This is a genomic window from Pseudomonas sp. GW821-FHT05H12 (assembly GCF_059419385.1).
The window spans coordinates 13,644-39,609 of record NZ_JBWKRS010000020.1 but is presented as its reverse complement, the minus strand read 5'-3'; the positions used below and the strand labels follow the sequence as shown (position 1 = coordinate 39,609).

Sequence of the window (25,966 nt, the reverse complement as noted above, 5' to 3'; positions counted from 1 at the left end):
GGGCGTTGGCCAGTATTCTTTCCGGAGAGCGGATGATCCGACCCTCGGCGTTGCTTATGTTGTGCCTGACGTTATCGCTGCCCATGGCGGCGGTCGCGCGTCTGGACGGGCCGCTGGAAGTGACCAAGCCCGGCAAGGTGCGGGACCTGGCGCAAATCCGCTCCAGCCGCACTCTACGCGTGCTGGTCAACCAGAGCCGCAATAGCTCCGGTGAAATCCAGGGCCAGGCCATTGGTATCGAATACCACCGACTGCGTGCATTCGAGCAATACCTGAACGGCCACGCCCGTGATGGCGAAGAAATTTCCCTCAAGATCATTCCCAAGGCCAAGGATCAACTGCTCGGTGCGTTGGCCCGTGGTGAAGGCGACTTGGTGGCCCCCGGTGAATTGCTGGATGTGAAGGCGGCCCACAAGATCAGCACCAGTGACCCGATCGCCAGCGATGTGCCCTTGTGGCTGGTGGGCGTCAAGGGTGAGCGCCGCTTCACCAAGCTCGAGCAACTTTCCGGGCGCACGCTGGCGCTGACCACTGGCAGTGCGGCTGCGGATGCCATCAGCCAGGTCAACCAGAAGCTCGCCCTGCACAAGCAGCCGCCGGTGAAGGTGGAATGGGTCGACCCAACGCTGGCCGTCGAAGATGTGCTGGAGATGGTGCAGGCCGGGATCTTCCACCTGACTATCGTTGAAAAACCGATTGCCGAGCGCTGGTCGAAGATCCTGCCCAAGTTGCGCTTTGACCGGCAGGTGGCGATCAGCGAGCCGGGCGATGAGTATTGGTTTGTCCGTCAGGACGCTTCGATGCTGCGGGCCAGCATCGACCGCTTCCTCAAGACGTATCGAACGCCGTCCGACCAGGATGTGGCCTTTCAACGCATCTACCGTCGTCTCTATCAGGTCCGCAACCCACTGGCCCGTGCCGACCGCCAGCGTCTGGAAAAACTGCGCCCGGTGCTGCAGAAGCATGCCCGCGAGCAGGGGATGGACTGGCTGAACCTGGCGGCGCTGGCCTTCAAGGAGTCGGCGTTTGACCCGGGGGCGCGCAACAGTGGCGGGCCGACCGGCCTGATGCAGATCACGCCGTCCGCAGCGCAGCGGGTGGGCGTCAATAATATCGAGAGTCTTGACAGCAATGTGCAGGCCGGTGCGCGCTACCTGGCGATGATCCGGCGCAAGTTCTTTGCCAGCCCCAAGTTGAACGAGCGTGAGCGCATGGCGTTTGTGCTCGCTGCCTACAACATGGGGCCGGAGCGCGTGCAGGGCATGCGCGCGGAGGCCCGGCGTCGGGGGCTGAACCCCAATCAGTGGTTCTTCCAGGTCGAGCGTATTGCCATGGAGCAAGTGGGAATGGGCGGCGTCAGCTATGTTAATAGCGTGAACAAGTACTACTTGGCGTTTGATCGGGAGCGGGAGTCCCTGGAGCCGCCAGCGCCGAAAATTGCCTCACGCAAGTGATCGTATTTGTCGATATGAATTAGGCATTTTTTCGGCTTTTATCATTGCTTAATCTGATTAATATAGCGGCCAACCCACCCCTACTTTGAAAAGGATTATCCCCATGAGCCCACTGATCAAAAGCATCCTGTCCACCCGCGCCGGTTACGGCCTGACGATTCTGCGCATTTTTGTCGGTATCATCTTCGCCGCCCACGGTTCGCAAAAGCTCTTCGGCTGGTTCGGTGGCTACGGCCTCGCAGGGACTGCGCAGTGGATGGAAAGCATCGGCCTGGCGCCAGGTACCCTGATGGCAGTGTTGTCCGGTGGTACGGAGTTCTTTGCTGGCCTGGCGTTGATCATTGGTCTGCTGGTTCGCCCTGCGGCGTTGGGTCTGACCATCCTGTCGCTGGTGGCGATCTTCTCTGTGCATATTCATAACGGTCTGTTCATGGCCAACAACGGTTACGAATTCGCCCTGGCCTTGCTCGGTGGCTCGCTGGCGGTATTGCTGGAAGGGGCAGGCAAGCTGTCTGCCGACCGGGCCATCGCCGGCTGACACCTGCCCAAAAACCTCAAAAGGCCCGCCATGAGCGGGCCTTTTCGTCTCTCGGGATTCTTGACACTGGCCTATTGGCTTCTCTAGGATGCTGCTCATGCGCCGATTTAAACAGCTAATTGCGGGGCGCCAGCGGGACTCGATGCAGTCCTGACAGAAGCATGCACTCACCCAGAGGCAGGCTTCGAAATACCGCTAAAGCGCTGGTTCGGTGTTGCCTCTCACCTGCCCGCAGACTTTTGAGGCAGAGACACGACACGATGAATGCACTACGCCCCCTGATACGCCTGGCCCCGATCACCGCGGACCTGACTCAACGCAATCCTAAAATTCTCCTGGGTGGCAAGCACCAGCCAACGCTATTGCGTTACCTGGACGGCTGGCCGCGTCGTACTGGGCGCCCCTCAGCCTTCCTGATCCAATTTGTCGAGGACGGCGACTCCCTTGCCCGCTTTGCCAATAACAGCTTTGACCTTGCTGTGATCCAGGCACCCAGTGCACGTGAGGCGGATGAGGTGATTGGCCAGCTGGTTCGCATCGCGCGTCAAGGCTTGATCGCCCGTCGCTGAGTGGTCAATCAAAGGCTTCACGCGGTAAGGTTCGACGACGGTTCTGGTACAAAAACAGTACCCAGGCAATCAGGCACAGCACCAGCGGCACGGCCGCGATCAATGTCAGTTTTATGATGAGCACCAGGCGCTGTACCTGGGCGTAGGCTTCGACTTTCAGGCTGTGCAACTCCATGGGCAGGCGCAGTCGCTCCTTGTTGAGTGCCTGCAGCTGGATACCGGTATCGACCGGCTGCGGGTCGAGCAGCATGGCTTGCGGATGCAACAACTGCCATTCTCGCTCCGTCCGCTCAAGACGCCGTTCCAGCTCGCCAGCCTTATCCTGATAGGCTTTTGCTGCGTCTGCGCGCATGGCTTCGAGCACGTGCAGTGAATGATCCGCCATCGTGCGGGGACGAATGTCGGCAAGTGCCGCAGGTGTGGCTAGGTTGTCCAGGATGTTGAGGACAAATTGCGTGTTGTCGTTAGTGCTTGGGTTATTCAGCGCGTCACTGAGCATGTCGACATCAGCAACGACCACCGCATGAATCTGCGAAGCTTTCTGTAGGCCGGCAGGCTGTCTCTCAACGCCGTCCAAAAACGCCGAGTAAGCGGGCCCCTCGATACGCGCTGCGATCACAGCGCGCTGCACTCGGGCAGGTGCTTCCTCAATAGGCGTATTGCCGCCGACTTTCATCACCGTTGAATACGCTGAACTGTGTAGCAGCGGGGTGAAGAGGGTTCGGCTTTTCTCTGCCCGTGATAAAGCGCCGTTGCTCGACACTGTGAGTGTGTTGATATTCTCACTGCTGATGTCGTTTACGTTTGTCATTTTGCGAGACAAGGTCAGGTGGGTTGGACTAGCCAAGGTTTTATCTGGGACTGTCCCTCCGATCTGCATGTGCACACCCCAGCCGGTCAGCATTGAACTGACTCTCGATGCCATGGCATTGGAAGGTGTGTTGCCCATGGGGTCGGTAAACATCAACAGCTTGCCGCCGCCCAATACAAACTGGTCGATTGCATACAGCGCTTTTTCTGGCAGGTTTTCCGGGTGGGCAACCATCAGTGTCTTGAGGGTTTGGGGCACGCGCTCAAGGCGTGGCGCCAACTCCTTCAGGTCGAAATGCCGCGTTAGTTGCGCGAGCAGGCGTCCGGAGGATCTATCGATGGGGGATCCGGACAATAGGCCGACGGACCTGCGCTCAGGGTTTGACAGCTTATGCAGCAAGTCCCCGATTTCGTATTCAAGCAGCGCTTCGTTATCGCTGTTGAAGGCTTCTATGCGTTGTGCGGCGTGGCCCGCACGGGTGCCGATAAGGCCGAAGAATCCGTGTCGCTCGTCTAAGCCAAATAACGCGGCCTTGTAGGCATCTTCGGAATAAGGGGCGGGGTGAATGATGTGCAGGTTGATCCTGCCTGACGACGCTTTCTCGTATTCCTTGAGCAGGTCTTCCACGCGCAGGCGATAGCGTTTCTCATCGTTGTTTGTTTTTTCATGGCGTTGAGCGTTGAAATAGTACAAATCCACCGGGTCTTCGAGCGCCGTCACCAAATGGCGTGCGGCAGGCGATAATGTGTGGACTTTTTGCTGTGTAAAGTCCCAACGGATGTTGGGAATCTTACCGACCCACACCAGGTTGAATGCCAGGAACAGTAACAGGATGACGATCAGTGTGGCGCCTGAGCGAAGAGTGGAATGCATAGCGTACTTGCCTTGTCAGCTGTTTTTAGCGTTGAGCGTGACAGTCGCCGCGGACAGAAAGGCCAGGATCATACTGATGAAATACAGGCCGTCATGCAGAGTAAGCTTGCCGTTGTCGACAGCACCGAAGCGTATTAACACATCAAGGGTGGTCAGGCTGTCTATCAACCAGATGGGGGTTTGATGCTCAAGTGCATCGAGGACACAAGAAAGTCCTGCGGCGGCAAGTAATAGGCTGATGGTTAATATAGGAGTAAGGGTTCGTCGATGTGTCAGTGTGCAAACGAAACACCCGATGGATAAGTAGCTTCCGGCAAGCAGCCAACTGCTTATATATTGTGAAAAGACAACGCTGCTGTCCACGGAGCCCAATAAGTTGGCAGCGACAATGACAGGGAATGTCAGGATTAAAGCAATACCGCTGAGGGTCCAGCCCGCCAGGAACTTCCCAACGATCTGTTCTGCTGCAGTCATCGGCAGCGTTTGTATGAGTTCGGAAAAGCCTCGGTTGTATTCATCAGCCCACAACTGCATCGACAGTGCCGGTATTAGCCATAAGTAGAGCCAGGGGTGGAATTCAAAGAACACTTGCAGGTTACTGCTTTCCTTGTCCAGCCAAAGGTTTGTCAGCAATCCCAGCGCAGCGGAGAGTGCCAGGAAAACCGAGATATGCAGGTAGATGCTTGGCGTGCAGGCGCAACGGGTGAGGTGGTGTTTGAAAATGAGGGTGGTCAGTTTCATAGTGGGCTCCCCTGGCTCAGATGATCAACCACATCACCCACGCGCCCGGGCTCCAGGTTCACGGCTGTTATGTTCCACCCTCTGTTTGCGATAAGGGCATTTATGGGGAGATAGATAGCGTGCCCTGGCAGCGCAAGAACAGTCACGGTGCCGGGAGCGTCATGATTCACTTCGATTCCGGCGACGCCTGGTAAGACGGCCAATGCCAGCAGGTCCAGAGGGATATCGCAGGCCAGCGTGATGGCTTGGGAGTGGCGAGAAGTGCGTTGCAACTGAGTAAACGGAGCATCGGCAACCAGGTGTCCACCTGCAAGGACTAGCGCGCGGGTGCACACGGTGGCCAACTCATCACCTTGGCGGGAGGTGACGATGACGGCCATCTCTTCGGCCAGGGATCGGATAAGCGCGATGAGCTTGTTTTGTTGATCGGGCGCGAGCCCTGCGGTTGGATCGTCAAGCAGTAGCACGTCGGGATCATGAAGGATGGCCTGGGCTATGGCCACCTTGCGTTTCAGTCCCATCGGAAGGGTATCGATGGGGTAATCCAGCACGGGCCAAAGTGCCAGGCGTGAAGCCGCAAGGTCAATGCGACGGCGTTTTTCAGCGCCCCTGAGCCCGTGCAGGGAGGCAATGAAGTTGAGAAAGCTGTTGACTGACATTGTGGGGTGGCAAAGTGCCGTTTCACGTTGATAGCCAATGCGCTTTTTTACTTGAAGTGGATGAAGCCTGGTATTGAATTCCTGAATCTTTATATCGCCCGCTGTCGGTTTCATCACACCAGCTATTAAATTGAGAAGTGTGGTTTTACCCGCACCACTGCCACCCAGCAGACCCACGCATTCCTGATGCTTAACACGAAGTGACAACTCACTGATGATGCGTTTTTTACCCAGGGTTTTTGTCAGGTTGCTTATTTCGATCATTATTTTACCGAACAAGTGTGGTAGAGCATTTGAGTGGTGCCATAAGCGTGCGTGCAGTAGTGCGCGATTTAAAAGAGGGTACGTTCGTTTATTTTGATTGGGAATGCGCGCCTGGATTTATAAGGCAAATCCTACGCTTGGCTTGATTGTTCGCTGAAACAATTGTTTTGTTCTGATGCTTATTACTGGTTGGCTGTTTATCGAATGTTTGTGTGATGTTGTTCTTTTTATAGTGAGGCCTGTCTATCATGATGCTTCTACGTACCCTTGTTCTTGAACGTGGCGGTCAGGATGCGCCCGTCAACGGTGCATTGCTCTGTGGGTTCGCTGTTGCTCAAGCCGCGTCCAATTTTCTTGTCTACAGCCTGGATGAGGAAATGGAGCCAGGGAGTTCCAGGGTCTACATTGCTGCATTGCGCAAAAAACACGATCGGTATTTCTTGAGTGGTGTGGACGCCAAGGAAGACCTGCAGGCGGCCATGCAGGTGTTTAAACAAATCCTGATGGTGGCGGCAGGATCAGGTGCTAAAGCGGGAGGTGTGGAGGCATCGGTCCCGTATCACTTCATTGATTTGAAGGGCTGCAAGTTGCCACCTGCCAGGCCTGAAGACCATCACTCGGTGATCATCAAGAAAGCCCTGGTGATGAAAGTGATTACCTTGGGCATGTCTGCCCCTGTGCTGCCGGCTATCGAAAGTGCTTCATTGATCGTGCCGTCCATTCGTTTCTCGTCGCAAATGACCTCGCCCCCCAAAGATGTCGATCCGCCGCAGCCTGTGGAGCAGCCACTTCCAGATCCGCCTGTTGAAGTCATCCCGCAGTGCGCCGTAGTGGCAACTGCACCGCCCGTGCAGCCGGTCGTTCACGCGCAGATGGACCATGCCTCGTTGGTCGAGGTGGACAGTACGCTGACCAATCTTGCCCGGGTTGCCCAGGAGCTGACACACCAGAAGCTTGCGATAACAGAGCGTGAGTCGATGCTCGAGCAGTGGCACGCGAGGTTGCGACAGGAGCAAGGCACGATGGATGAGCGCAATCGTGAGCTGGAACAACGTGCGGCGACATTGGATACGCGAGCGTTGGAGGTCAGCCAGAAAACCCAGGAACTGGCGCGGATGACGGCCCGCCTGTCGCAGCTGCAATCGAGCCTGCGAGGTGTACTCGCCGAGTTGGATCAGTCCCTGGAAGCTTGAGGGGGGCGGCGAATTGCGCACTGAACTGGCTACTTTGCGTGGTTCATTTATCATCGACTTAACCAGCCGACGCCAGGGCATGAAGCCTTGGCGGATCGGCACCGTTGGACTTTGCCTGGGGATGCAAGCGTTTGAGTACCAAGCTGATTACCAAAGAAGGTCATGAAGCGCTGAAAAAAGAGCTGGATTACCTGTGGCGGGAAAAGCGCCCGGACACTACCCGCAAGGTGACTTGGGCGGCGTCCCTGGGGGATCGCAGTGAAAACGCCGATTACCAGTACAACAAGAAACTGCTGCGCGAGATTGATCGGCGGGTGCGCTACCTGCGCAAGCGCCTGGAAGACATGCGGGTTGTGGAGTACATGCCCGAGCAGGAGGGCAAGGTGTTCTTCGGCGCGTGGGTCGATATTGAAAACGAGGCGGGCGAGACCAAGCGCTTTCGTATCGTCGGGTATGACGAGATTTACGATCGGATGGATTACATCTCCATCGATTCGCCCATGGCCAGGGCCTTGCTGCGCAAGGAGGTGGACGATGAGGCCATTGTGCAGACCCCGGGCGGCGAAGTGTGCTGGTGGATCACCGGTATCGAGTATGTGAAGTAACCATTGATGGCCCGCGCACCGGACAGTGCGCGGGCCATCGTCGTTTCAACCTTCGCGCAGCACCGTCAACGGGCTGGCGTTCAGCGCTCGGCGTGTACCGAATACACCGGCTCCGCCGATCAGCACCGCTCCGATCACAGGCAGTAGCAACAGCCATGGGTGAGGGTGCCAGGCCAGGTCAAAGGCGTAGCGGTACAACACCAGTGTTACCAGCTCCGTGCCCAGTGCTGCCAGCAAGCCACTGACCGCACCCAGCAAACCGAACTCGATGCGCCGCGCCTTGACCAGCAGCTTGCGTTCGGCACCCAGCGCCCGTAACAGCGCGCCCTGGCGAATCCGTTCGTCCAGGGTGGCTTGCAAGCCCGAGAACAGCACGGCCATCCCGGCGGCCAGCACAAACAGCAGCACATACTCTACTGCCAGGGTCACCTGGGCGAGGATGCTGCGCAGCTGTTCGAGCAATGCCTCGACCTGCAGGATAGTCACCGCCGGGAAGGCCCGGGAGAGGTCGACGATCTGTTGGTCATGGCCTGGCGCCAGGTAGAAGCTGGTGAGGTAAGTGGCCGGCAGGTCCTTCAGGGTACCCGGCTGGAAGATCATGAAGAAGTTGGGCTGGAAGTTGTCCCAGTTGATGGTGCGCAGGCTGGTTACCCGCGCTTCGCGGTTTTCCCCGCCAACGGTAAAGACCAGGTGATCGTCGAGCTTGAGCTTCAGGCTCTCGGCAACCTTGGCTTCTACCGACACGCCTGGTATTTCATCGCCCGGCTGCTGCGACCACCAGGATCCGGCCGTCACGACGTTGCCCGGTGGCAGGTCGGCGGCCCACGTCAGGCTCAGGTCACGTTGCACCGCACGATCGCCGCTGGAGTCCTTGCTGACGATCTGCTGTACAGGTTCGCCATTGATGCTGATCAACCGGCCCGGCACCACGGGGTAGAGCGGCGCCGATTGCGCTTGCACTTCGAGCAGGCGGGCGCCAAAGGCGTCCTTGTCGGCGGGCAGGATGTTCAAGGCGAAATAGTTGGGCGCGTCCTTTGGCAACTGGTTCTGCCAGGTGTCGAGCAGTTCGCCGCGCAACAAGGCAATCAAACCCATGGATAACAAGATCAGCCCAAACGCCAGGGATTGACCGGCTGCTGCCAGTGGGTGGCGCAACAACTGGCCAAGGCCCAGGCGCCACGGCAGGGACGCACGCGCCAGCAGCCGCCGCAAGCTTTGCAACAGCAGCAGGAGCAAGCCACCCAGTATCAGCGCAGCGATGACACCGCCGCCCAGAAGCGCGAAGGTCAGCACCAGGTCGAGGCTCAGGCGCCACATGATCAGGCCCAGGGCGAACAATGCCGCACCGTAGACCATCCAGGTGCTGGACGGGATCGGCAGCAGGTCGCGACGCAACACGCGCAACGGTGGCACGCGGCCCAGCGCAGCCAGTGGCGGCAGGGCAAAGCCGGCGAGGGCGACCAGCCCGGTGCCGATGCCCGCGACGGCGGGCAGCAGCCCACCTGGTGGCACATCAGCGGGCAGCAAATCATGCAGGAAGTAGAACAGGCCAAATTGCGCCAGCCAGCCCAGCAGTGCGCCGGCGAGACTCGCCAGCAGGCCCAGTACGGCCAGTTGCAGGCTGAACAGCAGCATAGCTTCGCGTCGTGACAGCCCGAGGCAGCGCAACAAGGCACTGGCATCGAAGCGACGGCTGGCGAAGCGGTTGGCGGACAATGCCACCGCCACACCGGCCAGCAGCACCGCAACCAGGCTGGCCATGTTCAGGTAGCGCTCGGCCTTGCCCAGAGCGCCGCCGATTTGCTGGTTGCCATCGCGCGAATCCTGCAGGCGTTGGTTGGCAGCAAGCCCCGGCTTGACCAGGTCGCGGTAGGTTTGCAGCGCCGTGCTGCCCTGGGGCGCGCGCCACAGTTCGCGGTAGCTCACGCGACTGCCTGGCTGGACCACGCCGGTGGCGTCCAGGTCCGACAGGTTGATCATCACCCGTGGCGTGAGGCTGTAGAAGTTGCCGGCTCGGTCGGGCTCATAGGTGAGGATGCGCGCAAGGCGTAGGGTTTTCATGCCGACATCGATGCTGTCGCCGACCTTCAGGTTCAGCGCAGTCAGCAGCCGTGCTTCCACCCAAGCTTCGCCGGGCTTGGGGCCGCCGCCGGGCGTTTCGGCCCCATAGGGTTCGGCGGCGCTTTTCAGTTCTCCACGCAGCGGGTACTGCTCGTTGACGGCCTTGATGCTCGACAGCTGAATGCCGCTGTCGGCAGCGATGACACTGGAGAACTCGACGATGCGTGCGTGATCCAGGCCCAGCTCGGTCCCGGATTTGATTTGCTCGGGGCGTGCGGGCGAGCTGCCTTCCAGCACCAGGTCGGCACCGAGGAACTCGGTGGCGCGCAACAGCATGGCGCCGTTGAGACGCGCCCCGAAATAACCGATGGCGGTGCTGGCGGCCACAGCCACCAGCAGGGCGAAAAACAGCACGCGCAATTCACCGGCGCGGGCGTCGCGCAGCAATTGGCGCATGGCAAGGCTGAACAGGCGCAACAGCGGCAAACGTGCCATCAAGGCTCCAGGGGCGCGACCATCAGGCCGGCTTCAAGGCGGATCAGGCGTCGGCAACGGTGGGCCAGGCGCTCGTCGTGGGTGACCAGCACCAGGGTCGTGCCGCTCTCTTTATTGAGTTCGAACAGCAGGTCGCTGATGCGCTCGCCGGTGTGGCTGTCGAGGTTGCCGGTGGGTTCATCGGCAAACAGCACGTCCGGTTCGGCGGCAAACGCCCGGGCAATCGCCACCCGTTGTTGCTCGCCACCGGACAGCTGGCGCGGCGAGTGGGTCAGGCGTTGGCCCAGGCCTACACGCTCAAGCAGGTGCCTGGCGCGCTCGCGGGCGTCTTTGCGACCGTCCAGTTCCAGCGGCAGCATGACGTTTTCCAGGGCGTTGAGGCTGTCGAGCAATTGGAAGGATTGAAAGACGAAGCCGACGTGCTCGGCACGGATGCGTGCGCGCTGGTCTTCATCGAGGGTACTCAAGGCTTGGCCGGCGAGGGTGACTTCACCGCTGCTGGGCAGGTCTAGGCCGGCCAGAAGGCCGAGGAGGGTGGATTTGCCGGAACCGGAACTGCCGACGATGGCCAGGCTGTCGCCCTTGTTCAGTTCCAGGCTCAGTTCGTGCAGGATAGTCAGTTCACCTTCCGCGCTGGGAACCACTTTGCTAAGGTTCCGCGCGGTGAGAATGCTTGCGCCCATGGAGAATCCGATGCGAATGTGGTTTTTGAGTGCTGGCCTGGCCTTGATGTGCATGGCCCAGAACGCAGCGGCGGGTACAGTCCTGATCGTTGGCGATAGTATCAGTGCCGGTTTCGGCCTGGATACCCGCAAAGGGTGGGTCGCACTGCTCGAGCAACGGCTCAAGCAGGAAGGTTTCGACGATAAAGTGATCAACGCGTCCATCAGCGGTGACACCAGTGCCGGAGGCCTGGCGCGGCTGCCGGCGGCACTTGCAGAGCATAAACCTGAAGTCGTGATCATCGAGTTGGGCGGCAACGATGGCCTGCGGGGTCAGCCACCGGCGCAATTGCAACAAAATCTTGCTTCGATGATCGACCGCTCCAAAGCCATCGGTGCCAAGGTGCTGTTGCTGGGGATGCAGCTGCCACCCAATTATGGCCCGCGCTACACCAACGCCTTTGCCGAAGTCTATGGCACCCTGGCCAAGGAGAAAGACGTGCCGCTGGTGCCGTTTTTCCTGGACGGCATCGGTGGTCATCCGGAGTTGATGCAGGCCGATGGATTGCACCCAGCCGTCGGCGCCCAGGGCAAGTTGCTGGAAAATGTCTGGCCGACGCTAAAACCGCTGCTATGACGCTTTTCTACCGGCAGGCTTTCGGCTAAGGTGGCGCCCCCCCGATCTGGAGCCCCCGATGTCGCGTCCTGCCTGGTCCCTGTTCAACTACCAACTGATCGAGCCTGACGAGCAGTTGGATCTGTTCGCCTGCCAGGAAGTCCGGGTGCATCTGGTCGCACGTCAATTGGAGCTGGGTGGCTCGATTGACCGCACGCTCTGCGGGACGTTGCTGCCGGCCCAGCCGCGCTGGTCATCGGTGGATCGCTCGATCTTCCAGGACCAACGCCTGTGCCCGCTGTGCAGGGCGATTCTCGAGTCTCAGAAGCGCGGTACGCCGCCGATCTGGCCGGAGCTGCGCTTCGAGCTGTAACGCCGCCCGCGTGGTGCTTGAAGTTCGCTTCGCGTATACAATCAACTTTTCCCTACCCGTCGTTCTGCGAAGGATTTTCCGGATGTTGTCGCGCCTTTCCGTCGTTACCTGCTGCCTGTCTCTTGCTGCCCTTTGCGCCGCAGGTTCGGCAGCAGCCTTGCAGTTGCCTTTGCCGCCGCCAGGTGAAGATATCGTCGGTCAGGTCCAGGTGATCAAGGCCAAGTACGAAGACACCTTTGCCGACCTTGGCACCACCTATGACCTGGGCTATTCGGAGATGGTTGCGGCCAACCCCGGCGTGGATGCCTGGTTGCCCGGCGCCGGTACCGAAATTGTGCTGCCGACCCGCTTCATCCTGCCGCCCGGCCCGCGCGAGGGCATTGTGATCAACTTGGCGGAGTACCGGCTCTACTACTTCCCGAAAGGGCAGAACGTGGTCTACACCTTCCCGTTGGGGATTGGTCGTGAGGGCTGGGGCTCGCCGATCGCCCACACCAGTATCATCGCGAAGACGCCGAACCCGACATGGACACCACCTGCCTCGATCAAGGCCGAGCACGCTGCTAATGGCGACCCGTTGCCTAACGTAGTGCCTGCCGGTCCGGACAACCCGCTGGGGCCGTTCAAGTTCACCCTGGGCACGCCGGGTTACCTGATCCACGGCTCCAACATGAAATTTGGTATCGGCACGCGTACAAGCCACGGCTGCTTCCGCATGTTCAACAACAATGTGCTGGAAATGGCCGGCATGGTGCCGGTCGGTACGTCGGTGCGCATCATCAACGACGCGTACAAGTTCGGCAGCAGTGGTGGCAAGGTGTATCTGGAAGCGCATACGCCGCTGAACGACGATGGCACACCGTCGGTGGTCGACAAGCACACGGCCGTCATCAACGCGCTGCTCAAGCGTGAAGACCTGGCCAATAACCTGCGGGTCAACTGGGACCAGGTGCGTGATGTGGTCGCGGCGGAAGACGGGTTGCCCACGGAAATCGGTGTGCCGGGTACAGCTTCGGTCGCAGCCAGCGCGCCGATCGACCTGCAGCAGTAACGCTGTTCGATTAACAGCCCGCTACGGCGGGCTTTTTATTGCCCGCGGTTCAGGTACAAAACCTTGGGCAATAAAAAAGCCGATCCATAAATGGATCGGCTTGATAACAACCCCGAGGGATTATTACTTGCGGCTAGCTTTTTCAAGCATGCGCAGAGCGCGCTCGTTAGCTTCGTCAGCAGTCTGTTGTGCTTTTTGAGCAGCAGCCAGAGCTTCATCAGCTTTACGGTAGGCTTCGTCTGCACGAGCCTGGGAGCGAGCTGCTGCGTCTTCAGTTGCAGTCAGACGAGCTTCGGTTTCTTTGGAGACGCTGCTGCAACCGGTAGCCAGAACTGCGGCCAGAGCCAGAGCAGAGAATTTCAGAACGTTGTTCATCGTGTTCCCCTTCAAGGACTTTCTATTAAATGGCTACTTTCTCAGAGTGAGCTGATAGCCGGCGTACATACTACTCATTACTTGTAGTAAGTAAACTGACGTAGCGCAAGAAGCAAAAAAAATTCTTGCGCCGAATCTATTTTGGCTAATCTTTTGGAGGTTTGTATAAAAACTGTCCAGTTTTTTTCATTTTTCCGGGAACTGGATACAGCCTGAAAGGTCCGGCCAGCATGTGTTAGGCCGGCTAAACAGGTGAAGAATTATATATCGGCGTTGACACTTAGCTTCGGCTTGGCTTTACCTCAGCTGGCATCTTTTGCGCATGTAGAGGTGACTTTAAGAGCGGCAGTTCGTCTCAAGCTTCAACTGCCGGCAATGTTCAGGCTATCGGTCATCGGTTGATCGAAGCCCTTTCTGTAACCTCCAGCGGCAGGGGATGACAAGCGCGCCTTGAGCTATTGCAGTAATGGTGCCTACTATTCCCTACGTGCTGGTTGTGAGCGCTATAGGTTTTCTCGTTGTCGAAACCGGCACGGGGTGGCGTAGATGTTCCTTCGCCGGAAAAACATCGGTAAGGTAGGGGTCGCAATACAAGACCCGCGAGGAGTAGTGATGAGCGAGGCGTTGTCCATCCACCATGACCAGGCTGGTCATCAGTTCGAGACCAATGTGGACGGTCATCGTGCCTATCTGACCTATATGGACCTCGGTAAACAGACCCTGGATATCTATCGGACCTTCGTGCCCAACGCACTGCGAGGCCGTGGCATTGCAGCGGCATTGACCGAGGAAGCCCTGAAGTTCGCCGAAGAGGCCGGCTACACGGTGATCCCTTCGTGCTCTTATGTCGAACGCTACATGGAGCGCCACCAGCGCCATGCCGCGAAGCTGTAAAGCTTGAGACAGCACCCTGAAAAACGCCGGGCTTAGCCCGGCGTTTTTGTGTGCGCAGTGTGTACTCAGGTGCGTTTGCGCTTGGGCAAAACGTCCTTGAGTTTGGCGTGCATGCTGCGCAGGGTGTTTTCGGTGGCGGACCAGTCGATGCAGGCATCGGTGATCGACACGCCGTATTGCAAGTCGGCCAGGTCTTTTGGAATCGCCTGGCAGCCCCAGTTCAGGTGGCTCTCGACCATCAGGCCGATGATCGACTGGTTGCCTTCCAGAATCTGGTTGGCGACGTTCTCCATCACCAGCGGTTGCAGGGCCGGGTCCTTGTTGGAGTTGGCGTGGCTGCAGTCGACCATGATGTTTGGCTTGATCTTGGCCTTGTTCAACGCCTGCTCGCACAGCGCAACGCTGACCGAGTCATAGTTGGGCTTGCCGTTGCCGCCGCGCAATACAACGTGACCGTAGGCATTGCCCTTGGTGGTGACGATGGACACGCCACCTTCCTGGTTGATCCCCAGGAAACGGTGCGGGCTGGAGACCGATTGCAGGGCGTTGATCGCCACGGTCAGGCCGCCGTCGGTGCCATTCTTGAAGCCCACGGCCGACGACAGGCCGGAGGCCATTTCACGGTGGGTCTGGGACTCGGTGGTGCGTGCGCCAATGGCCGACCAGCTGATCAGGTCCTGCAGGTATTGCGGGGAGATCGGGTCAAGCGCTTCGGTGGCGGTGGGCAGGCCCATTTCAGCCAGGTCCAGCAACAACTGGCGACCGATGTGCAAGCCATCCTGGATCTTGAACGAGTCGTCCAGGTACGGGTCGTTGATCAAGCCTTTCCAGCCGACGGTGGTGCGCGGTTTTTCGAAGTAGACGCGCATCACCAGGTACAAGGTGTCGGACACTTCTGCCGCCAGCACCTTAAGGCGCTCGGCGTATTCGTGGGCGGCCTTGAGGTCGTGGATCGAGCAAGGCCCGATGACGACGAAGAGGCGGTGGTCGGTGCCGTCGAGAATGTCACGGATGACTTCGCGGCCCTTGGTGACGGTCTGCAGGGCAGCGTCGCTCAGGGGGATTTCGCGCTTGAGCTGATCGGGTGTGATCAGGGTCTCGTTGGATTCGACGTTAAGGTCATTGATCGGTAAATCAGCCATCGTGTTACTCGTCAGGGTCACGGGTGCCGGCCGCCAGCCATCCCCGTGCGGCGGAGCACAGCATGATTTGAATGCAGGGGGGAGGAACCTTAGCGCGTAACACGGGCCCGCGACAATGGGCAAAACCCGCTTTAATCCAGTGCTGGCGCCACAAAGGCCTCATGGGAGAACTCGCCGGCATGGCGCGAGACCCACTCGCGGGCCAGGGCTTCGAGTTGCTCGGGTGTCGGCTCGGCGTCTTCATGCTGGCGGCAATAGCGCTCCATCCGGCATGCTTGCTCACCCATTCGCGCGCCGAACAGGGCATGTTCATCGGTAAACGACACTCCGACGCGGTAGCCGTTTTCTACCTTGCGGCACCACGCCACATACCCCGGATAACGCGCGCTGGCGCCCAATGAGGGAATGTGCAGATCAACCGCCGTGCCTTCGCGCCAGGCACGTGGCCAGTGACAGGCGATACCGCCCAGGCCGATAGTGTGCAGGCGTTGGCGGGGGATGGCAGGTGAGGGACGTTGGATTAACTCGACAGCGACATCATCAGGGTGAGGTAAAAAACGACCCATGTACACGGACTCCGAGCACCGTCCAATTGACGGCGGTGGCAGCAGTATAGTGAAGGAACTGGAATTGACCGACCTGGATATTGACCAGCAATTGCTGGGATTGCCAGGTATTTCGCTCGTGGTGTTCACCAGTGTAGGGTGTTCCAGTTGCCGTTGGGCACGCCAGCAATTGCCTGGCTGGCATTTGCCGGTGGACCGGGTGTGCTGGGTGGACGCCGGGCACAACGGTGGTGCGGTCGAACGCTACCAGATCTTTCATTTGCCCGCGTTGTTCCTCGTGTGCGAGGGTCAGTTCCTGGGGCAATTACAGACGCGTCTTACACAGTCCGACCTAACTGAAGCCCTGAACCAGGCACTCACCCGCACACCAGAGGATTTGCCATGACCGCAGTTGCACTCAAATCCCCCCGCATTGGCATCATCGGTACCGGGGCCATCGGTGGGTTTTATGGCTTGATGCTGGCGCGTGCCGGCTTCGACGTGCACTTTCTGTTGCGCAGCGAATATGCGGCGGTCAGCGAGCACGGCCTGCATCTCAACAGCAAGATACACGGCGCCCTGCACCTGCATCCGGTACAGGCTTACGCCCACGCCGCCGACATGCCGCCATGCGACTGGCTGCTGGTGGGCACCAAGTCCACCGGCAATGTCGACCTGGCCCCGACCATCGCCCAGGTCGCGGCACCGGATGCCAAGGTGGTGCTGTTGCAGAACGGCCTGGATGTGGAAGACAGCCTGCGTGAGCACCTGCCGCCCTCGCTGCACCTGCTGGGCGGGCTGTGTTATATCGGCGTGCACCGCTCCGGCCCTGGCGTCGTTGAACATCAGGCACTGGGCCGGGTCAATCTCGGTTATCACAGCGGCACGGCGGCCAACGATGAGTCCCGGCAGAAAGCGATTGTCGAAGAGGGCGCCGCGCTGTTTCACACGGCAGGTATCGAGTCCCAGGCCATGGCCAACGTGCACCAGGCGCGCTGGCACAAGCTGGTGTGGAACGTGCCTTATAACGGTCTCTCTGTCTTACTGGGCACGGGCACGACCGCAATGATGGCGGACGAGTCCAGCCGTGAACTGATCCAGGCGTTGATGGCTGAAGTGGTGCGGGGCGCCCACGCTTGTGGCCATGAAATTCCTGCAAGCTACGCCGAGCAGATGTTCGCCATGACCGAAACCATGGATGACTACCTGCCGAGCATGTACCACGACCACGTGCACAAACGTCCCCTGGAGCTGGCCGCCATCTATGCTCGACCATTGGCCGCCGCCAAGGCTGCCGGTTGCGAGCTGCCGCGCATGCAGGCGCTTTACCAGGCCTTGAGTTTTATTGATCGGCATAACCGCTGAGTCGGAGGGAAGCGCGATGGCGAAGGGATTGGGCGACAAGCTGGTGCTGGCGATTTCGTCACGGGCGCTGTTCGACCTCAGTGACAGCCACAAGGTCTACCTCGCGCAAGGCGTCGAGGCTTACCGCAAGTACCAGATCGATCACGAGGAGGAAACCCTCGAACCCGGTGACGCCTTCCCGCTGGTCAAAAAGCTGCTCAGCCTCAACGCCAGCCTGGGCCGTGCGCGGGTCGAAGTGGTGCTGGTGTCGCGCAACAGCGCCGACACCGGGCTGCGCGTGTTCAATTCGATCCAGCATTACGGCCTGGATATTTCCCGCGCTGCGTTCGTTGGCGGCCGTAGTCCCTATCCTTATCTCGCCGCCTTTGGTTGCCACCTGTTTCTTTCCACCCACGCTGAAGATGTGCGCAGTGCACTGGACGCCGGTTTCGCTGCGGCGACGATCCTGTCAGGCGGCGCACGCCGGGCATCGAGTGAGGAACTGCGGATTGCGTTCGATGGCGATGCGGTGCTGTTTTCCGACGAGTCTGAGCGTGTCTACCAGGAGGGTGGATTAGCCGCATTCCAGGCCAGCGAGCGAGAATCGGCGCGCCAGCCTTTGCACGGTGGTCCGTTCAAGGGATTCCTGGCAGCGCTCAACCTGTTGCAGCGTGAGTTCCCCGACGAGGCCTGCCCGATCCGCACCGCACTGGTGACGGCACGCTCGGCGCCGTCCCATGAGCGGGTGATTCGCACGTTGCGCGAATGGGACATCCGCCTGGACGAATCTCTGTTTCTTGGAGGGCTGGAAAAATCGGCCTTCCTGGAGGCATTCGCCGCCGATGTGTTTTTCGATGACCAGGCCGGTCATTGCGAGAAAGCCAGGGAGGTGGTCGCCACCGGGCATGTGCCCCATGGCATCAGCAACGAGTTGAAGATCCAGTCGTAGCGCTAAGTCAGTCGAGATCGGCGAGGCGCTGCTAAGCTCATTTCATCTCCGCCGTCCTGGCCTTCCAGGGGGTTCTATGATCCGTTCGATGCTGTACGCGACAGACTTGGGTCTGTATGCGCCTTATGTAATGCAACATGCCCTGGCGCTGGCGCGAACGTTCAAGGCGGATCTGTACGTGATTCATGTGGTCGAGCCGATCGGGCTGTTCGCCGAATCGGTGTTGCAGAGCTACCTTGATGAGAAGGCTTTGAGCGAATGGCAGACTCAGGGGCTGACCACCGTCATGGCGACGATCGAGCAGCGGGTGCTGGACAGTTTTCGCGAGGAGTTGGGGGAGGGGGAGCAAGACTTGAAGCTGATCCGTTCGGTGCGGGTGATTCAGGGGGACCCGTGCGAAGTGATTCTCGACCAACTGCGCAAACTTTCCGTCGACCTGCTGATCGTAGGTAGTCATAGCCACGCGACAGCGGCCGCCACACCGCTGGGGCGCACGGCCGCGCGGGTGCTGCAGTTGTCTACGGTGCCGGTGTACCTGGTGCCTTCGCTGCAGCGCCGGCGCAGCGACGATATATGAATGGTAATAAACGATAAAAAGTTCTAGATTTATCCGTCTAACCTTTAATATAGTTATATACCGTCGCTGATACCCGTGGCGTCTATCTGCTTTGAGGGATACATATGAAGCTTCAACAACTGCGCTACATCTGGGAAGTGGCGCACCACGACCTCAACGTTTCCGCTACCGCTCAAAGCCTCTACACCTCGCAACCCGGTATCAGCAAGCAGATCCGCCTGCTCGAAGACGAGCTGGGTGTTGAAGTGTTCGCGCGCAGCGGTAAGCACTTGACCCGCGTCACCCCGGCCGGTGAGCGCATCATCACCACCGCTGGTGAGATCCTGCGCAAAGTCGAAAGCATCAAGCAGATCGCCCAGGAATTCTCCAACGAGAAGAAAGGCACCCTGTCCATCGCCACTACCCACACCCAGGCGCGTTATGCGTTACCGCCGGTGATCCGTGATTTCATCAAGCAGTACCCGGATGTTGCGCTGCACATGCACCAGGGTTCGCCGATGCAGATCGCCGAGATGGCCGCTGACGGCACCGTGGATTTCGCCATCGCCACCGAAGCGCTGGAGCTGTTCGGCGACCTGGTGATGATGCCGTGCTACCGCTGGAACCGTTGCGTGGTCGTGCCGCAAGGCCACCCATTGGCCAAGCTGCCGAAGCTGACCCTGGAAGCCCTGGCTGAATACCCGATCGTGACCTACGTGTTCGGTTTCACCGGCCGCTCCAAGCTCGACGAAGCCTTCAGCCATCGCGGCCTGACGCCCAAAGTGGTGTTCACCGCTGCCGACGCTGACGTGATCAAGACCTATGTACGCCTGGGTCTGGGCGTGGGTATCGTCGCCAAGATGGCGGTCGACACCAACCTCGACAAAGACCTGGTGGTGCTTGATGCCAGCGAACTGTTCGAATCCAGCGTGACCAAGATCGGTTTCCGCCGTGGCACGTTCTTGCGTGGCTTCATGTGCGATTTCATCGAGAAGTTTGCGCCGCACCTGACCCGTGAAGTCATGGCCAAGGCGATCCAGTGCCACAACAAGCAAGAGCTGGAAGAGCTGTTCGACGGCGTTGAACTGCCCGTCCACTGATAACACCTTGCAGGCGCCGGCTTGCTGGCGATGACGATGGCATGGCCGGTAAATGAGTGACCTGTCACGCCGCCATCGCCGGCAAGCCGGCTCCTACAGGGGGATCATTATTTGGCCTCGGTAATCGCAAAAAACTGCCGGGCGCCCGCCACCAGAATCTCGACCTCATCCCCTTCGAACTTGCCCAGCAGGCCTTTGCCCAGGGGCGAGCGTGGGGTGATGACGGTCACCGGTTGCCCCACCACGTCCACCTTCAAGCCCGCTGCATCAGGCGCCAGGAACAGCCATTGCTGGCGGCCATTCTCGTCTTCCAGCCCCACGAGTGCGCCCATTTCGATTCCCCGCTGATCATCGTAGGCCCGCAGTTGCAGGTTCTGGCACAGCGTCAGTGCCTGCTTGATTTCTTCGACGCGCTTGGCCTGCCCGGCGGCGAGATAGGAGGCCTCCAACCCCAGCGTGTCGTACTTGTTTTCCGCGATGTTTTCTTCGTGGGTCGCGGTTTCGTAGGCGGTCTGCGCGGCGCGTTGGGCGATATCGAGGTCGACGCTTAGCTGTTCCAGGATCAACTGGAGGACGGCGTGTTTATTCATGGTCATCAATCGCAGAATTGCAGGACATTGGCTCGGGTCTTTTCGTTGGGGGCGTTCTGGTCCTGTTGCAGCCAGAACTGGCATTTGGGGTTGGGCAGATTACGCGCATTGCTGCGGGCCTGGTCCAGGGCTTGCTGTTGTTCCTGCTTTTGCAGGTTCTGCTGATACTGCTCGAACATCCGGTTCGGCGGCTCGGCTGGCGCAACCGCGGGCTTGCCCAATTGCTGCACCGCCTGGGCCACCGGTGCCAGGCTTTGCGGGAACAGGTAGCGAGACGCCAGCCAGGTGCTCAGCACGATGGCGACAAACCCCAGCCAGACGCCAAACGCGATAGCGACACTGAGCTTGAAAAGCGACAACGGACGATCAGACATGACGGCCTCCTGGCAGGCATTTGCGGCGTGGCGGCGATTGTCGCACAGCCACCGTGCAGAATAATCGCGATCAAGCCTTCTGCATCGGTGCATTTATGCGGACAATCGAGCCTTTGATCGTTGGAGCCCGGAATGAAAGCCCGCTGGGATATTTTTTGCAGCGTCGTCGACAACTACGGCGACATCGGCGTGACCTGGCGCCTGGCCCGGCAATTGGTGATGGAGCACGGTTGTGACGTGCGCTTGTGGGTTGATGACCTGCGGGCCTTCGAGCGCATGTGTCCGGAAATTGATGTGCAGCGGGATGCACAATGGCAGGAGGGCGTTGAAGTGCGGCACTGGCCGGCCGAATGGCCTGGGACCGCGTCCGCCGATGTGGTCATTGCTGCATTCGCCTGCCAACTGCCTGCGGACTATATGGAAGTCATGGCCGCACGCGAACGCACGCCGTTGTGGATGAACCTGGATTACCTCAGCGCCGAAGACTGGGTGGTGGGGTGTCATCGCCTGCCATCGGTGAAGTTCAAGGGCGTGCAGAAGTACTTCTTCTTTCCTGGTTTTCGTGTGGGAACCGGCGGTTTGTTGCGTGAGGCGGGCCTGTTGGAGCAGCGTCAGGCGTTTCAGCAAGATGGCGCCGCTCAGCAGCAATTCCTGCAATCCTTGGGTGTGTTTCGTGCGCCGGGCGCGCGTTTGATGTCGCTGTTCGCCTATGAAAATGCAGGGCTAGCCAGTTGGCTGGACGTGTTGGCGACGGACGGGCGCGCCACTCATCTGTTGGTTCCGGAAGGGCGAATTCTGGGTGATGTGCAGCACTGGTTGGGCATTGAGGGACTGGTAGCGGGCGATATCCACGTGCGCGAGGGACTGACGGTGCAGGTGCTGCCGTTCGTGCGCCAGGAACAATATGACCGTCTGCTGTGGAGTTGCGAGTTCAACGCGGTGCGCGGTGAAGACTCGTTCGTGCGCGCCCAGTGGGCCGGGCGTCCGCTGTTGTGGCACATCTATCGGCAGGACGAAGACATCCACCTGGACAAGCTCGATGCATTCCTGGCGCTCTATACCGAGGCGTTATCCCCGGCCGCCAAGGCTGCACTGATCGCGCTCTGGCAAGCCTGGAACACGGATGGCGATATGGCACAGCCGTGGAAAATGCTGCTGGAACACTGGCCGGAGGTGAGCCAGCACGCGCAATCGTGGTGTCTGGAACAAGGCTTGCAGGCCGATCTTGCGACGGCGCTGGTACAGTTTTATGAAAGTTGGATATGATACGCCACCTTGAATTTTGTAAATCCCATCCAAATTTCGGATATATGCAATGAAAACTGGTAAAGAACTGAAACCCGGTACAGTGATCCGTCTCGAAAACGACCCTTGGCTGGTTCAGAAAGCTGAGTTCACCAAGTCTGGTCGTAACAGCGCAATCATGAAGACCAAGCTGAAGAACCTGCTGACCGGTTACAAGACCGAGATCGTTTACAGCGCCGACGACAAACTGGACGACGTGATCCTCGACCGCAAAGAAGCGACTCTGTCCTTCATCAGCGGCGACACCTACACGTTCATGGACACCACCGACTACACCATGTACGAGCTGAACGCTGAAGATATCGAAGCCGTTCTGCCGTTCATCGAAGAAGGCATGGAAGACGTTTGCGAAGCTATTTTCTTCGAAGAGCGCCTGGTTTCCGTAGAACTGCCGACCACCATCGTGCGTAAAGTGGCCTACACCGAAGGTTCCGCTCGCGGCGACACTTCGGGCAAGGTCATGAAGCCAGCCAAGCTGAGCAACGGTACCGAGCTGCAAGTTGCCGACTTCATCGAAATCGACGACCTGATCGAAATCGACACCCGTGAAGGTGGTTCGTACAAAGGTCGCGCCAAGAAGTAATTCTGGCCCTGCCGATACGAAAAAAAGCCCGACCTTGAGTCGGGCTTTTTTGTGGGCGTCACGTTTACTTCAGGTGCTGCTTGAGTTCATCCGAGGCCTGGAGCAGGGCTGAGCGCACGGCCGGCACCTGGCTGACCACGTTGAGCAAACCGTAGTCGTGGATCATGCCGTTGTAGCGTACGGCGGTTACCGGCACACCGGCTGCGTCCAGCTTGCGGGCATAGGCTTCGCCTTCATCACGCAGTACGTCGGCACCGGCCGTCTGGATCAGCGCGGGCGGCAGGCCCTTGAGCTGGTCCGTGGTGGCCCGCAGCGGCGAGGCGTAGATCTCGGCGCGTTGCTTGGCGTCGGTGGTGTAGTTGTCCCAGAACCACTTCATCATGTTCCGGGTGAGGAAGTGCCCTTCGGCATACTGGTTGTAGGACCCGGTGTCGAAGTTGGCGTCGGTCACCGGCCACAGCAGCAACTGGAACTGGATCGCTGGCGTGCCCTTGTCCTTGGCCATCAGGCTGACCACCGCCGCCATGTTGCCGCCGACACTGTTGCCCGCGACCGCCAGGCGCTTGCCATCGACGTTGATCTCTTTGCCGTGCTCGGCCACCCATTTTGTGGCGCCGTAGGCCTGGTTGATCGCCACCGGGTAATGCGCTTCTGGCGAAGGCGTGTAGTTGACGAATACCGCCACCGCCCCCGAACCCACGACCAGGTCCCGCACCAGGCGCTCATGAGTCGGGTAATCCCCCAGCACCCAGCCGCCGCCATGGAAGAACATGAACACGGGCAACGTGCCCTTGACCCCGGCTGGACGCACGATGGTCAGGCCCAGCGGCTTGCCATCGACCTGAATGGTCTTCTGGCTCACATCCGCCTGTGGCAGCGTCAGCTTCACACCGGCCTGGGCGCCGGCCAGTACGGCACGGGCGTCCTGTGGCGTCAGTTGCTCCATCGGTTTACCGGTACCTGCGTTCAGCACATCCAGGAAGGCCTGAGTGTTGTGCTCGACATCACCGGTTGCAGCAAACGCGCTGGTGATGGACAGGGCGAGCAGGGTGCCGGTGAGCGCTTTACCAATTGTGTTCATTGTTTTCTCCAGGGGCGGCCGAGTTCATTTAGACGGTCACGTGCAGGCGTACATCGACGTTGCCACGGGTGGCGTTGGAGTACGGGCACACCTGGTGGGCAGCATCGACCAGGCTTTGCGCGTCTTCCTGGGCCAGGCCCGGCAGGTTGATGTTCAGGTCGATGTCCAGGCCGAAACCACCGGGGATCTGGCCGATGCCAACGTGGGCAGTGATCGATGCGTCATCAGGAATCTTGCGTTTGGTCTGGCTGGCGACGAACTTCAGTGCGCCGATGAAGCAGGCCGAGTAGCCAGCAGCGAACAGTTGCTCAGGGTTGGTCGCCTGGCCGCCGGCACCGCCCAGTTCCTTGGGAGTGGAGAGTTTTACGTCGAGGATGTTGTCGTTGGAAACAGCACGACCATCACGGCCGCCGGTGGCGGTGGCTACTGCGGTATAGAGAGTTTGCATGGTGTCGTCCTCTTGGTTTTTAGCGCTAAATGTTTGCGCGCTAAGTAGTTGGTGAGGCGAATGTATAGCGCTAATGTTTTGCGCGCAAGATAAATTTACAAATTATTTCGCAATGAGCGATTTTCTGACCCTGTAGGAGCCGGCTTGCCGGCGATTGCGTTGTGTCAGATGTACCGCAATCGCCGGCAAGCCGGCTCCTACACGGGAGAGGGATTAAACGTTGGCTTGCAGGTTGGCGCGCAATGAGATCAGGTCAGCTTGCAGCTTTTGCAACTGTTCGAGCTCCAAACCGCTGGCCCCCAAAATGCACTGCGGAATCCCCATAGCCTTGTCCTGCAAGGCGCGACCGGCGTCGGTCAACTCCACCACGACAACCCGTTCGTCCTCACGACTGCGGGTGCGGCTGAGTACGCCTTCAGCTTCCAGGCGCTTGAGCAGTGGGGTCAGTGAGCCCGGGTCGGTCAGCAGTCGGCTGCTGATTTCGCCGACGGTCAAACCGTCTTCTTCCCACAACACCATCATGGCCAGGTATTGCGGGTAGGTCAGGCCAAGGGCCTGCAGCAGCGGTTTGTAGACCTTGGTCATCAACAGCGACGTGGAGTGAAGGGCAAAGCACAGCTGGTTGTCCAGCATCAGTGATTCGCACGGGTCAGGATTCTTGCTCATGGCGGTGCCTCGAAAAAGCGTGTCTGGGCTGGAATCTAGCGGCCAAATCTTTAATGCGCCAGATAATTCTGTCTGCCCAGTCAGACCAAGCCGCTTTGCAGGGCCAGATCCCAATGCGGCACGGGGCTGAAACGTGACTTGAGGTATTCCAGCAGCAAGCGGCTGCGGGCGTTGGCCTGTTGTTCCAGGCGCAACGCGTAGATCCCGGTGGTTTCCGGGCTGGGCAGGCCGTTTTCGCAGAACAGCGGCAGCAATTCACCGCGCACCAGGTATTCACTCGCCAGCCAGGTGGGAAGGTGCGCGATCCCCAACCCCGCCAATGCGCCCGACAGCAGCGCCTCGGCATTGTTGGCGCTCATGCGGATACGTTTTGGGCGATAGGTGGCGCGGCGCCCATCCAGCTCGAAGCGCCAGGCGAACATTGGCGCCAACCCATCCCAGTCCAGGCCGTCGTGGTCGCTGAGTTCGCGCGGATGAGTGGGTGTACCGCGATTTTTCAGGTAGGCCGGGCTGGCGCAGGCGATGCGCACGATACTGGCCAGGGGCGTGGCAATCAGCCGGGTATCGACGATATGCCCGGCGCGCAGCACCAGATCGACCTTGCCCAGGTGTGCGCCCTGCATGTCCACAAAACTGTCGATCAGGTGCAGGTGTACATCCAGCCCCGGGTACACATTCAGGAAGTCGGCAATCACCGGGGCCAGGTGCCGCCGACCGAACGCCGCCGGCGCATCCACACGAATCAGGCCTTCCGGCGCGTGGCTCAAGGACACCGCCTCGGCCCGCGCCAACTGCAGTTCGCTGACGATCCGCCGCGCGCGCTCGGCAAAGGCCAGGCCTGCCGGCGTGGGCACCACCGCATGGGTGCTGCGCTGGAACAGCTGGCTGCCCACCGAGCTTTCCAGGCTGTCGATACGTCGCGCCACGGCTGAAGGCGTCAGTGGATGGCGGCGTGCAGCGGCAGAAAAACTGCCGGTTTCCAGCACATCGAGGAACAGACCTAGTTGATCGGTCAGGGCATTAGGATTCATTGAATATACGCTTATGCG

30 protein-coding genes are annotated in these 25,966 nt (G+C 59.5%); 16 read left to right on the top strand and 14 right to left on the bottom strand.

Annotated elements, in window-relative coordinates; all coding sequences use genetic code 11:
• The first annotated feature begins 32 nt into the window (after positions 1-32).
• From AC07SU_RS18555 to AC07SU_RS18545, 3 genes are all read left to right on the top strand, one after another.
• Positions 33-1,454 carry an MltF family protein gene (locus AC07SU_RS18555; RefSeq protein ID WP_176998272.1) on the top strand — a complete coding sequence of 474 codons (1,422 nt, stop codon included), beginning with the start codon at positions 33-35 and terminating at the stop codon, positions 1,452-1,454.
• 103 nt (positions 1,455-1,557) lie between these two features.
• Positions 1,558-1,992, top strand: coding sequence for a DoxX family protein (locus AC07SU_RS18550; RefSeq protein WP_494997827.1), 435 nt, complete (start codon positions 1,558-1,560; stop codon positions 1,990-1,992).
• A gap of 260 nt (positions 1,993-2,252) precedes the next feature.
• Complete coding sequence (locus tag AC07SU_RS18545) at positions 2,253-2,561, top strand: class I SAM-dependent methyltransferase (protein ID WP_176998270.1); 309 nt, start codon at positions 2,253-2,255, stop codon at positions 2,559-2,561.
• Between the two features lie 4 nt (positions 2,562-2,565).
• Here the strand turns inward: AC07SU_RS18545 and AC07SU_RS18540 are convergent, their stop codons facing one another.
• Genes AC07SU_RS18540 through AC07SU_RS18530 form a run of 3 tightly spaced genes read right to left on the bottom strand, consistent with a single transcriptional unit; the run spans position 2,566 to position 5,909 of the window.
• Entirely contained in the window at positions 2,566-4,245 is a 1,680-nt protein-coding gene (locus AC07SU_RS18540) for a Gldg family protein (RefSeq protein WP_494997826.1), read from the bottom strand.
• Positions 4,246-4,260: 15 nt separating this feature from the next.
• Positions 4,261-4,986, bottom strand: coding sequence for an ABC-2 transporter permease (locus AC07SU_RS18535; protein ID WP_494997825.1), 726 nt, complete (start codon positions 4,984-4,986; stop codon positions 4,261-4,263).
• The gene (locus AC07SU_RS18530; RefSeq protein ID WP_176998267.1) at positions 4,983-5,909 is read right to left on the bottom strand and encodes an ABC transporter ATP-binding protein; all 927 of its coding nucleotides are present in this window, start codon (positions 5,907-5,909) and stop codon (positions 4,983-4,985) included. The genes AC07SU_RS18535 and AC07SU_RS18530 overlap by 4 nt, the downstream gene beginning before the upstream one ends.
• A 248-nt stretch (positions 5,910-6,157) precedes the next feature.
• Between AC07SU_RS18530 and AC07SU_RS18525 the strand changes: the two genes are divergently transcribed.
• Both AC07SU_RS18525 and greB read left to right on the top strand, forming a co-directional pair.
• Positions 6,158-7,102: a hypothetical protein gene (locus AC07SU_RS18525; RefSeq protein ID WP_494997824.1), complete on the top strand. Its 945-nt coding sequence runs from the start codon at positions 6,158-6,160 to the stop codon at positions 7,100-7,102.
• A gap of 131 nt (positions 7,103-7,233) precedes the next feature.
• Positions 7,234-7,707 (top strand): transcription elongation factor GreB, encoded by a 474-nt coding sequence (gene greB / locus AC07SU_RS18520; RefSeq protein WP_176998265.1) that lies wholly within the window; start codon positions 7,234-7,236, stop codon positions 7,705-7,707.
• A gap of 45 nt (positions 7,708-7,752) precedes the next feature.
• Here greB and AC07SU_RS18515 read toward each other — a convergent pair whose 3' ends face one another.
• Positions 7,753-10,263, bottom strand: coding sequence for an ABC transporter permease (locus AC07SU_RS18515; protein WP_494997823.1), 2,511 nt, complete (start codon positions 10,261-10,263; stop codon positions 7,753-7,755).
• The gene (locus AC07SU_RS18510; RefSeq protein ID WP_005786391.1) at positions 10,263-10,946 is read right to left on the bottom strand and encodes an ABC transporter ATP-binding protein; all 684 of its coding nucleotides are present in this window, start codon (positions 10,944-10,946) and stop codon (positions 10,263-10,265) included. Before AC07SU_RS18510 ends, AC07SU_RS18515 begins: the two co-directional genes overlap by 1 nt.
• 10 nt (positions 10,947-10,956) lie before the next feature.
• On the opposite strand from AC07SU_RS18510, the gene AC07SU_RS18505 reads away from it, so the two are divergent.
• The 3 genes from AC07SU_RS18505 (at position 10,957) to AC07SU_RS18495 (ending at position 12,965) form a co-directional block, all read left to right on the top strand.
• The gene (locus tag AC07SU_RS18505) at positions 10,957-11,562 is read left to right on the top strand and encodes an arylesterase (protein ID WP_494997822.1); all 606 of its coding nucleotides are present in this window, start codon (positions 10,957-10,959) and stop codon (positions 11,560-11,562) included.
• A gap of 58 nt (positions 11,563-11,620) precedes the next feature.
• Entirely contained in the window at positions 11,621-11,914 is a 294-nt protein-coding gene (locus AC07SU_RS18500; protein ID WP_016972348.1) for a hypothetical protein, read from the top strand.
• A gap of 82 nt (positions 11,915-11,996) precedes the next feature.
• Positions 11,997-12,965, top strand: coding sequence for a L,D-transpeptidase family protein (locus tag AC07SU_RS18495; RefSeq protein ID WP_494997821.1), 969 nt, complete (start codon positions 11,997-11,999; stop codon positions 12,963-12,965).
• A gap of 123 nt (positions 12,966-13,088) precedes the next feature.
• Here AC07SU_RS18495 and oprI read toward each other — a convergent pair whose 3' ends face one another.
• Positions 13,089-13,340 carry an outer membrane lipoprotei OprI gene (gene oprI / locus AC07SU_RS18490; RefSeq protein ID WP_003172710.1) on the bottom strand — a complete coding sequence of 84 codons (252 nt, stop codon included), beginning with the start codon at positions 13,338-13,340 and terminating at the stop codon, positions 13,089-13,091.
• A gap of 612 nt (positions 13,341-13,952) precedes the next feature.
• On the opposite strand from oprI, the gene AC07SU_RS18485 reads away from it, so the two are divergent.
• Entirely contained in the window at positions 13,953-14,234 is a 282-nt protein-coding gene (locus AC07SU_RS18485; RefSeq protein WP_003189869.1) for a GNAT family N-acetyltransferase, read from the top strand.
• Positions 14,235-14,299: 65 nt separating this feature from the next.
• Here the strand turns inward: AC07SU_RS18485 and AC07SU_RS18480 are convergent, their stop codons facing one another.
• Entirely contained in the window at positions 14,300-15,376 is a 1,077-nt protein-coding gene (locus tag AC07SU_RS18480; protein WP_010211874.1) for a 3-deoxy-7-phosphoheptulonate synthase, read from the bottom strand.
• A 131-nt stretch (positions 15,377-15,507) separates the two neighbouring features.
• On the bottom strand, positions 15,508-15,942 hold the full coding sequence (locus AC07SU_RS18475) for a PilZ domain-containing protein (protein ID WP_494997820.1): 435 nt from the start codon (positions 15,940-15,942) through the stop codon (positions 15,508-15,510).
• Between AC07SU_RS18475 and AC07SU_RS18470 the strand changes: the two genes are divergently transcribed.
• The 5 genes from AC07SU_RS18470 (at position 15,941) to cysB (ending at position 19,870) form a co-directional block, all read left to right on the top strand.
• Positions 15,941-16,327, top strand: a complete 387-nt coding sequence (locus AC07SU_RS18470; RefSeq protein WP_494997819.1) for a thioredoxin family protein — start codon at positions 15,941-15,943, stop codon at positions 16,325-16,327. The two genes, AC07SU_RS18475 and AC07SU_RS18470, sit on opposite strands and share 2 nt — an antisense overlap.
• Entirely contained in the window at positions 16,324-17,286 is a 963-nt protein-coding gene (locus tag AC07SU_RS18465) for a putative 2-dehydropantoate 2-reductase (RefSeq protein ID WP_494997818.1), read from the top strand. The genes AC07SU_RS18470 and AC07SU_RS18465 overlap by 4 nt, the downstream gene beginning before the upstream one ends.
• A 16-nt stretch (positions 17,287-17,302) precedes the next feature.
• Complete coding sequence (locus tag AC07SU_RS18460) at positions 17,303-18,214, top strand: 5'-nucleotidase (protein ID WP_176998258.1); 912 nt, start codon at positions 17,303-17,305, stop codon at positions 18,212-18,214.
• A gap of 76 nt (positions 18,215-18,290) precedes the next feature.
• Complete coding sequence (locus AC07SU_RS18455) at positions 18,291-18,791, top strand: universal stress protein (RefSeq protein ID WP_176998257.1); 501 nt, start codon at positions 18,291-18,293, stop codon at positions 18,789-18,791.
• Positions 18,792-18,895: 104 nt separating this feature from the next.
• Complete coding sequence (cysB, locus tag AC07SU_RS18450; RefSeq protein ID WP_003189876.1) at positions 18,896-19,870, top strand: HTH-type transcriptional regulator CysB; 975 nt, start codon at positions 18,896-18,898, stop codon at positions 19,868-19,870.
• A 107-nt stretch (positions 19,871-19,977) separates the two neighbouring features.
• Here cysB and AC07SU_RS18445 read toward each other — a convergent pair whose 3' ends face one another.
• Together AC07SU_RS18445 and AC07SU_RS18440 are read right to left on the bottom strand one after the other, a co-directional pair.
• Entirely contained in the window at positions 19,978-20,460 is a 483-nt protein-coding gene (locus AC07SU_RS18445) for a GreA/GreB family elongation factor (RefSeq protein ID WP_176998256.1), read from the bottom strand.
• Between the two features lie 5 nt (positions 20,461-20,465).
• On the bottom strand, positions 20,466-20,834 hold the full coding sequence (locus tag AC07SU_RS18440) for a hypothetical protein (RefSeq protein ID WP_494997817.1): 369 nt from the start codon (positions 20,832-20,834) through the stop codon (positions 20,466-20,468).
• Positions 20,835-20,966: 132 nt separating this feature from the next.
• Here AC07SU_RS18440 and earP point away from each other — a divergent pair, with 132 nt between their 5' ends.
• Positions 20,967-22,100, top strand: coding sequence for an elongation factor P maturation arginine rhamnosyltransferase EarP (gene earP / locus AC07SU_RS18435; protein ID WP_494997816.1), 1,134 nt, complete (start codon positions 20,967-20,969; stop codon positions 22,098-22,100).
• A gap of 49 nt (positions 22,101-22,149) precedes the next feature.
• Entirely contained in the window at positions 22,150-22,722 is a 573-nt protein-coding gene (locus AC07SU_RS18430; protein WP_003172723.1) for an elongation factor P, read from the top strand.
• A gap of 64 nt (positions 22,723-22,786) precedes the next feature.
• On the opposite strand, the gene AC07SU_RS18425 is transcribed toward AC07SU_RS18430, so the two are convergent.
• From AC07SU_RS18425 to AC07SU_RS18410, 4 genes are all read right to left on the bottom strand, one after another.
• Positions 22,787-23,803 (bottom strand): alpha/beta hydrolase, encoded by a 1,017-nt coding sequence (locus AC07SU_RS18425; protein WP_494997815.1) that lies wholly within the window; start codon positions 23,801-23,803, stop codon positions 22,787-22,789.
• Positions 23,804-23,831: 28 nt separating this feature from the next.
• On the bottom strand, positions 23,832-24,251 hold the full coding sequence (locus tag AC07SU_RS18420) for an organic hydroperoxide resistance protein (protein ID WP_176998253.1): 420 nt from the start codon (positions 24,249-24,251) through the stop codon (positions 23,832-23,834).
• Positions 24,252-24,464: 213 nt separating this feature from the next.
• A complete protein-coding gene (locus tag AC07SU_RS18415) occupies positions 24,465-24,917 on the bottom strand; it encodes a MarR family winged helix-turn-helix transcriptional regulator (RefSeq protein WP_494997814.1) in 453 nt (150 codons plus the stop codon).
• An 80-nt stretch (positions 24,918-24,997) separates the two neighbouring features.
• Complete coding sequence (locus AC07SU_RS18410; protein ID WP_494997813.1) at positions 24,998-25,948, bottom strand: LysR family transcriptional regulator; 951 nt, start codon at positions 25,946-25,948, stop codon at positions 24,998-25,000.
• Positions 25,949-25,966: the final 18 nt, after the last annotated feature.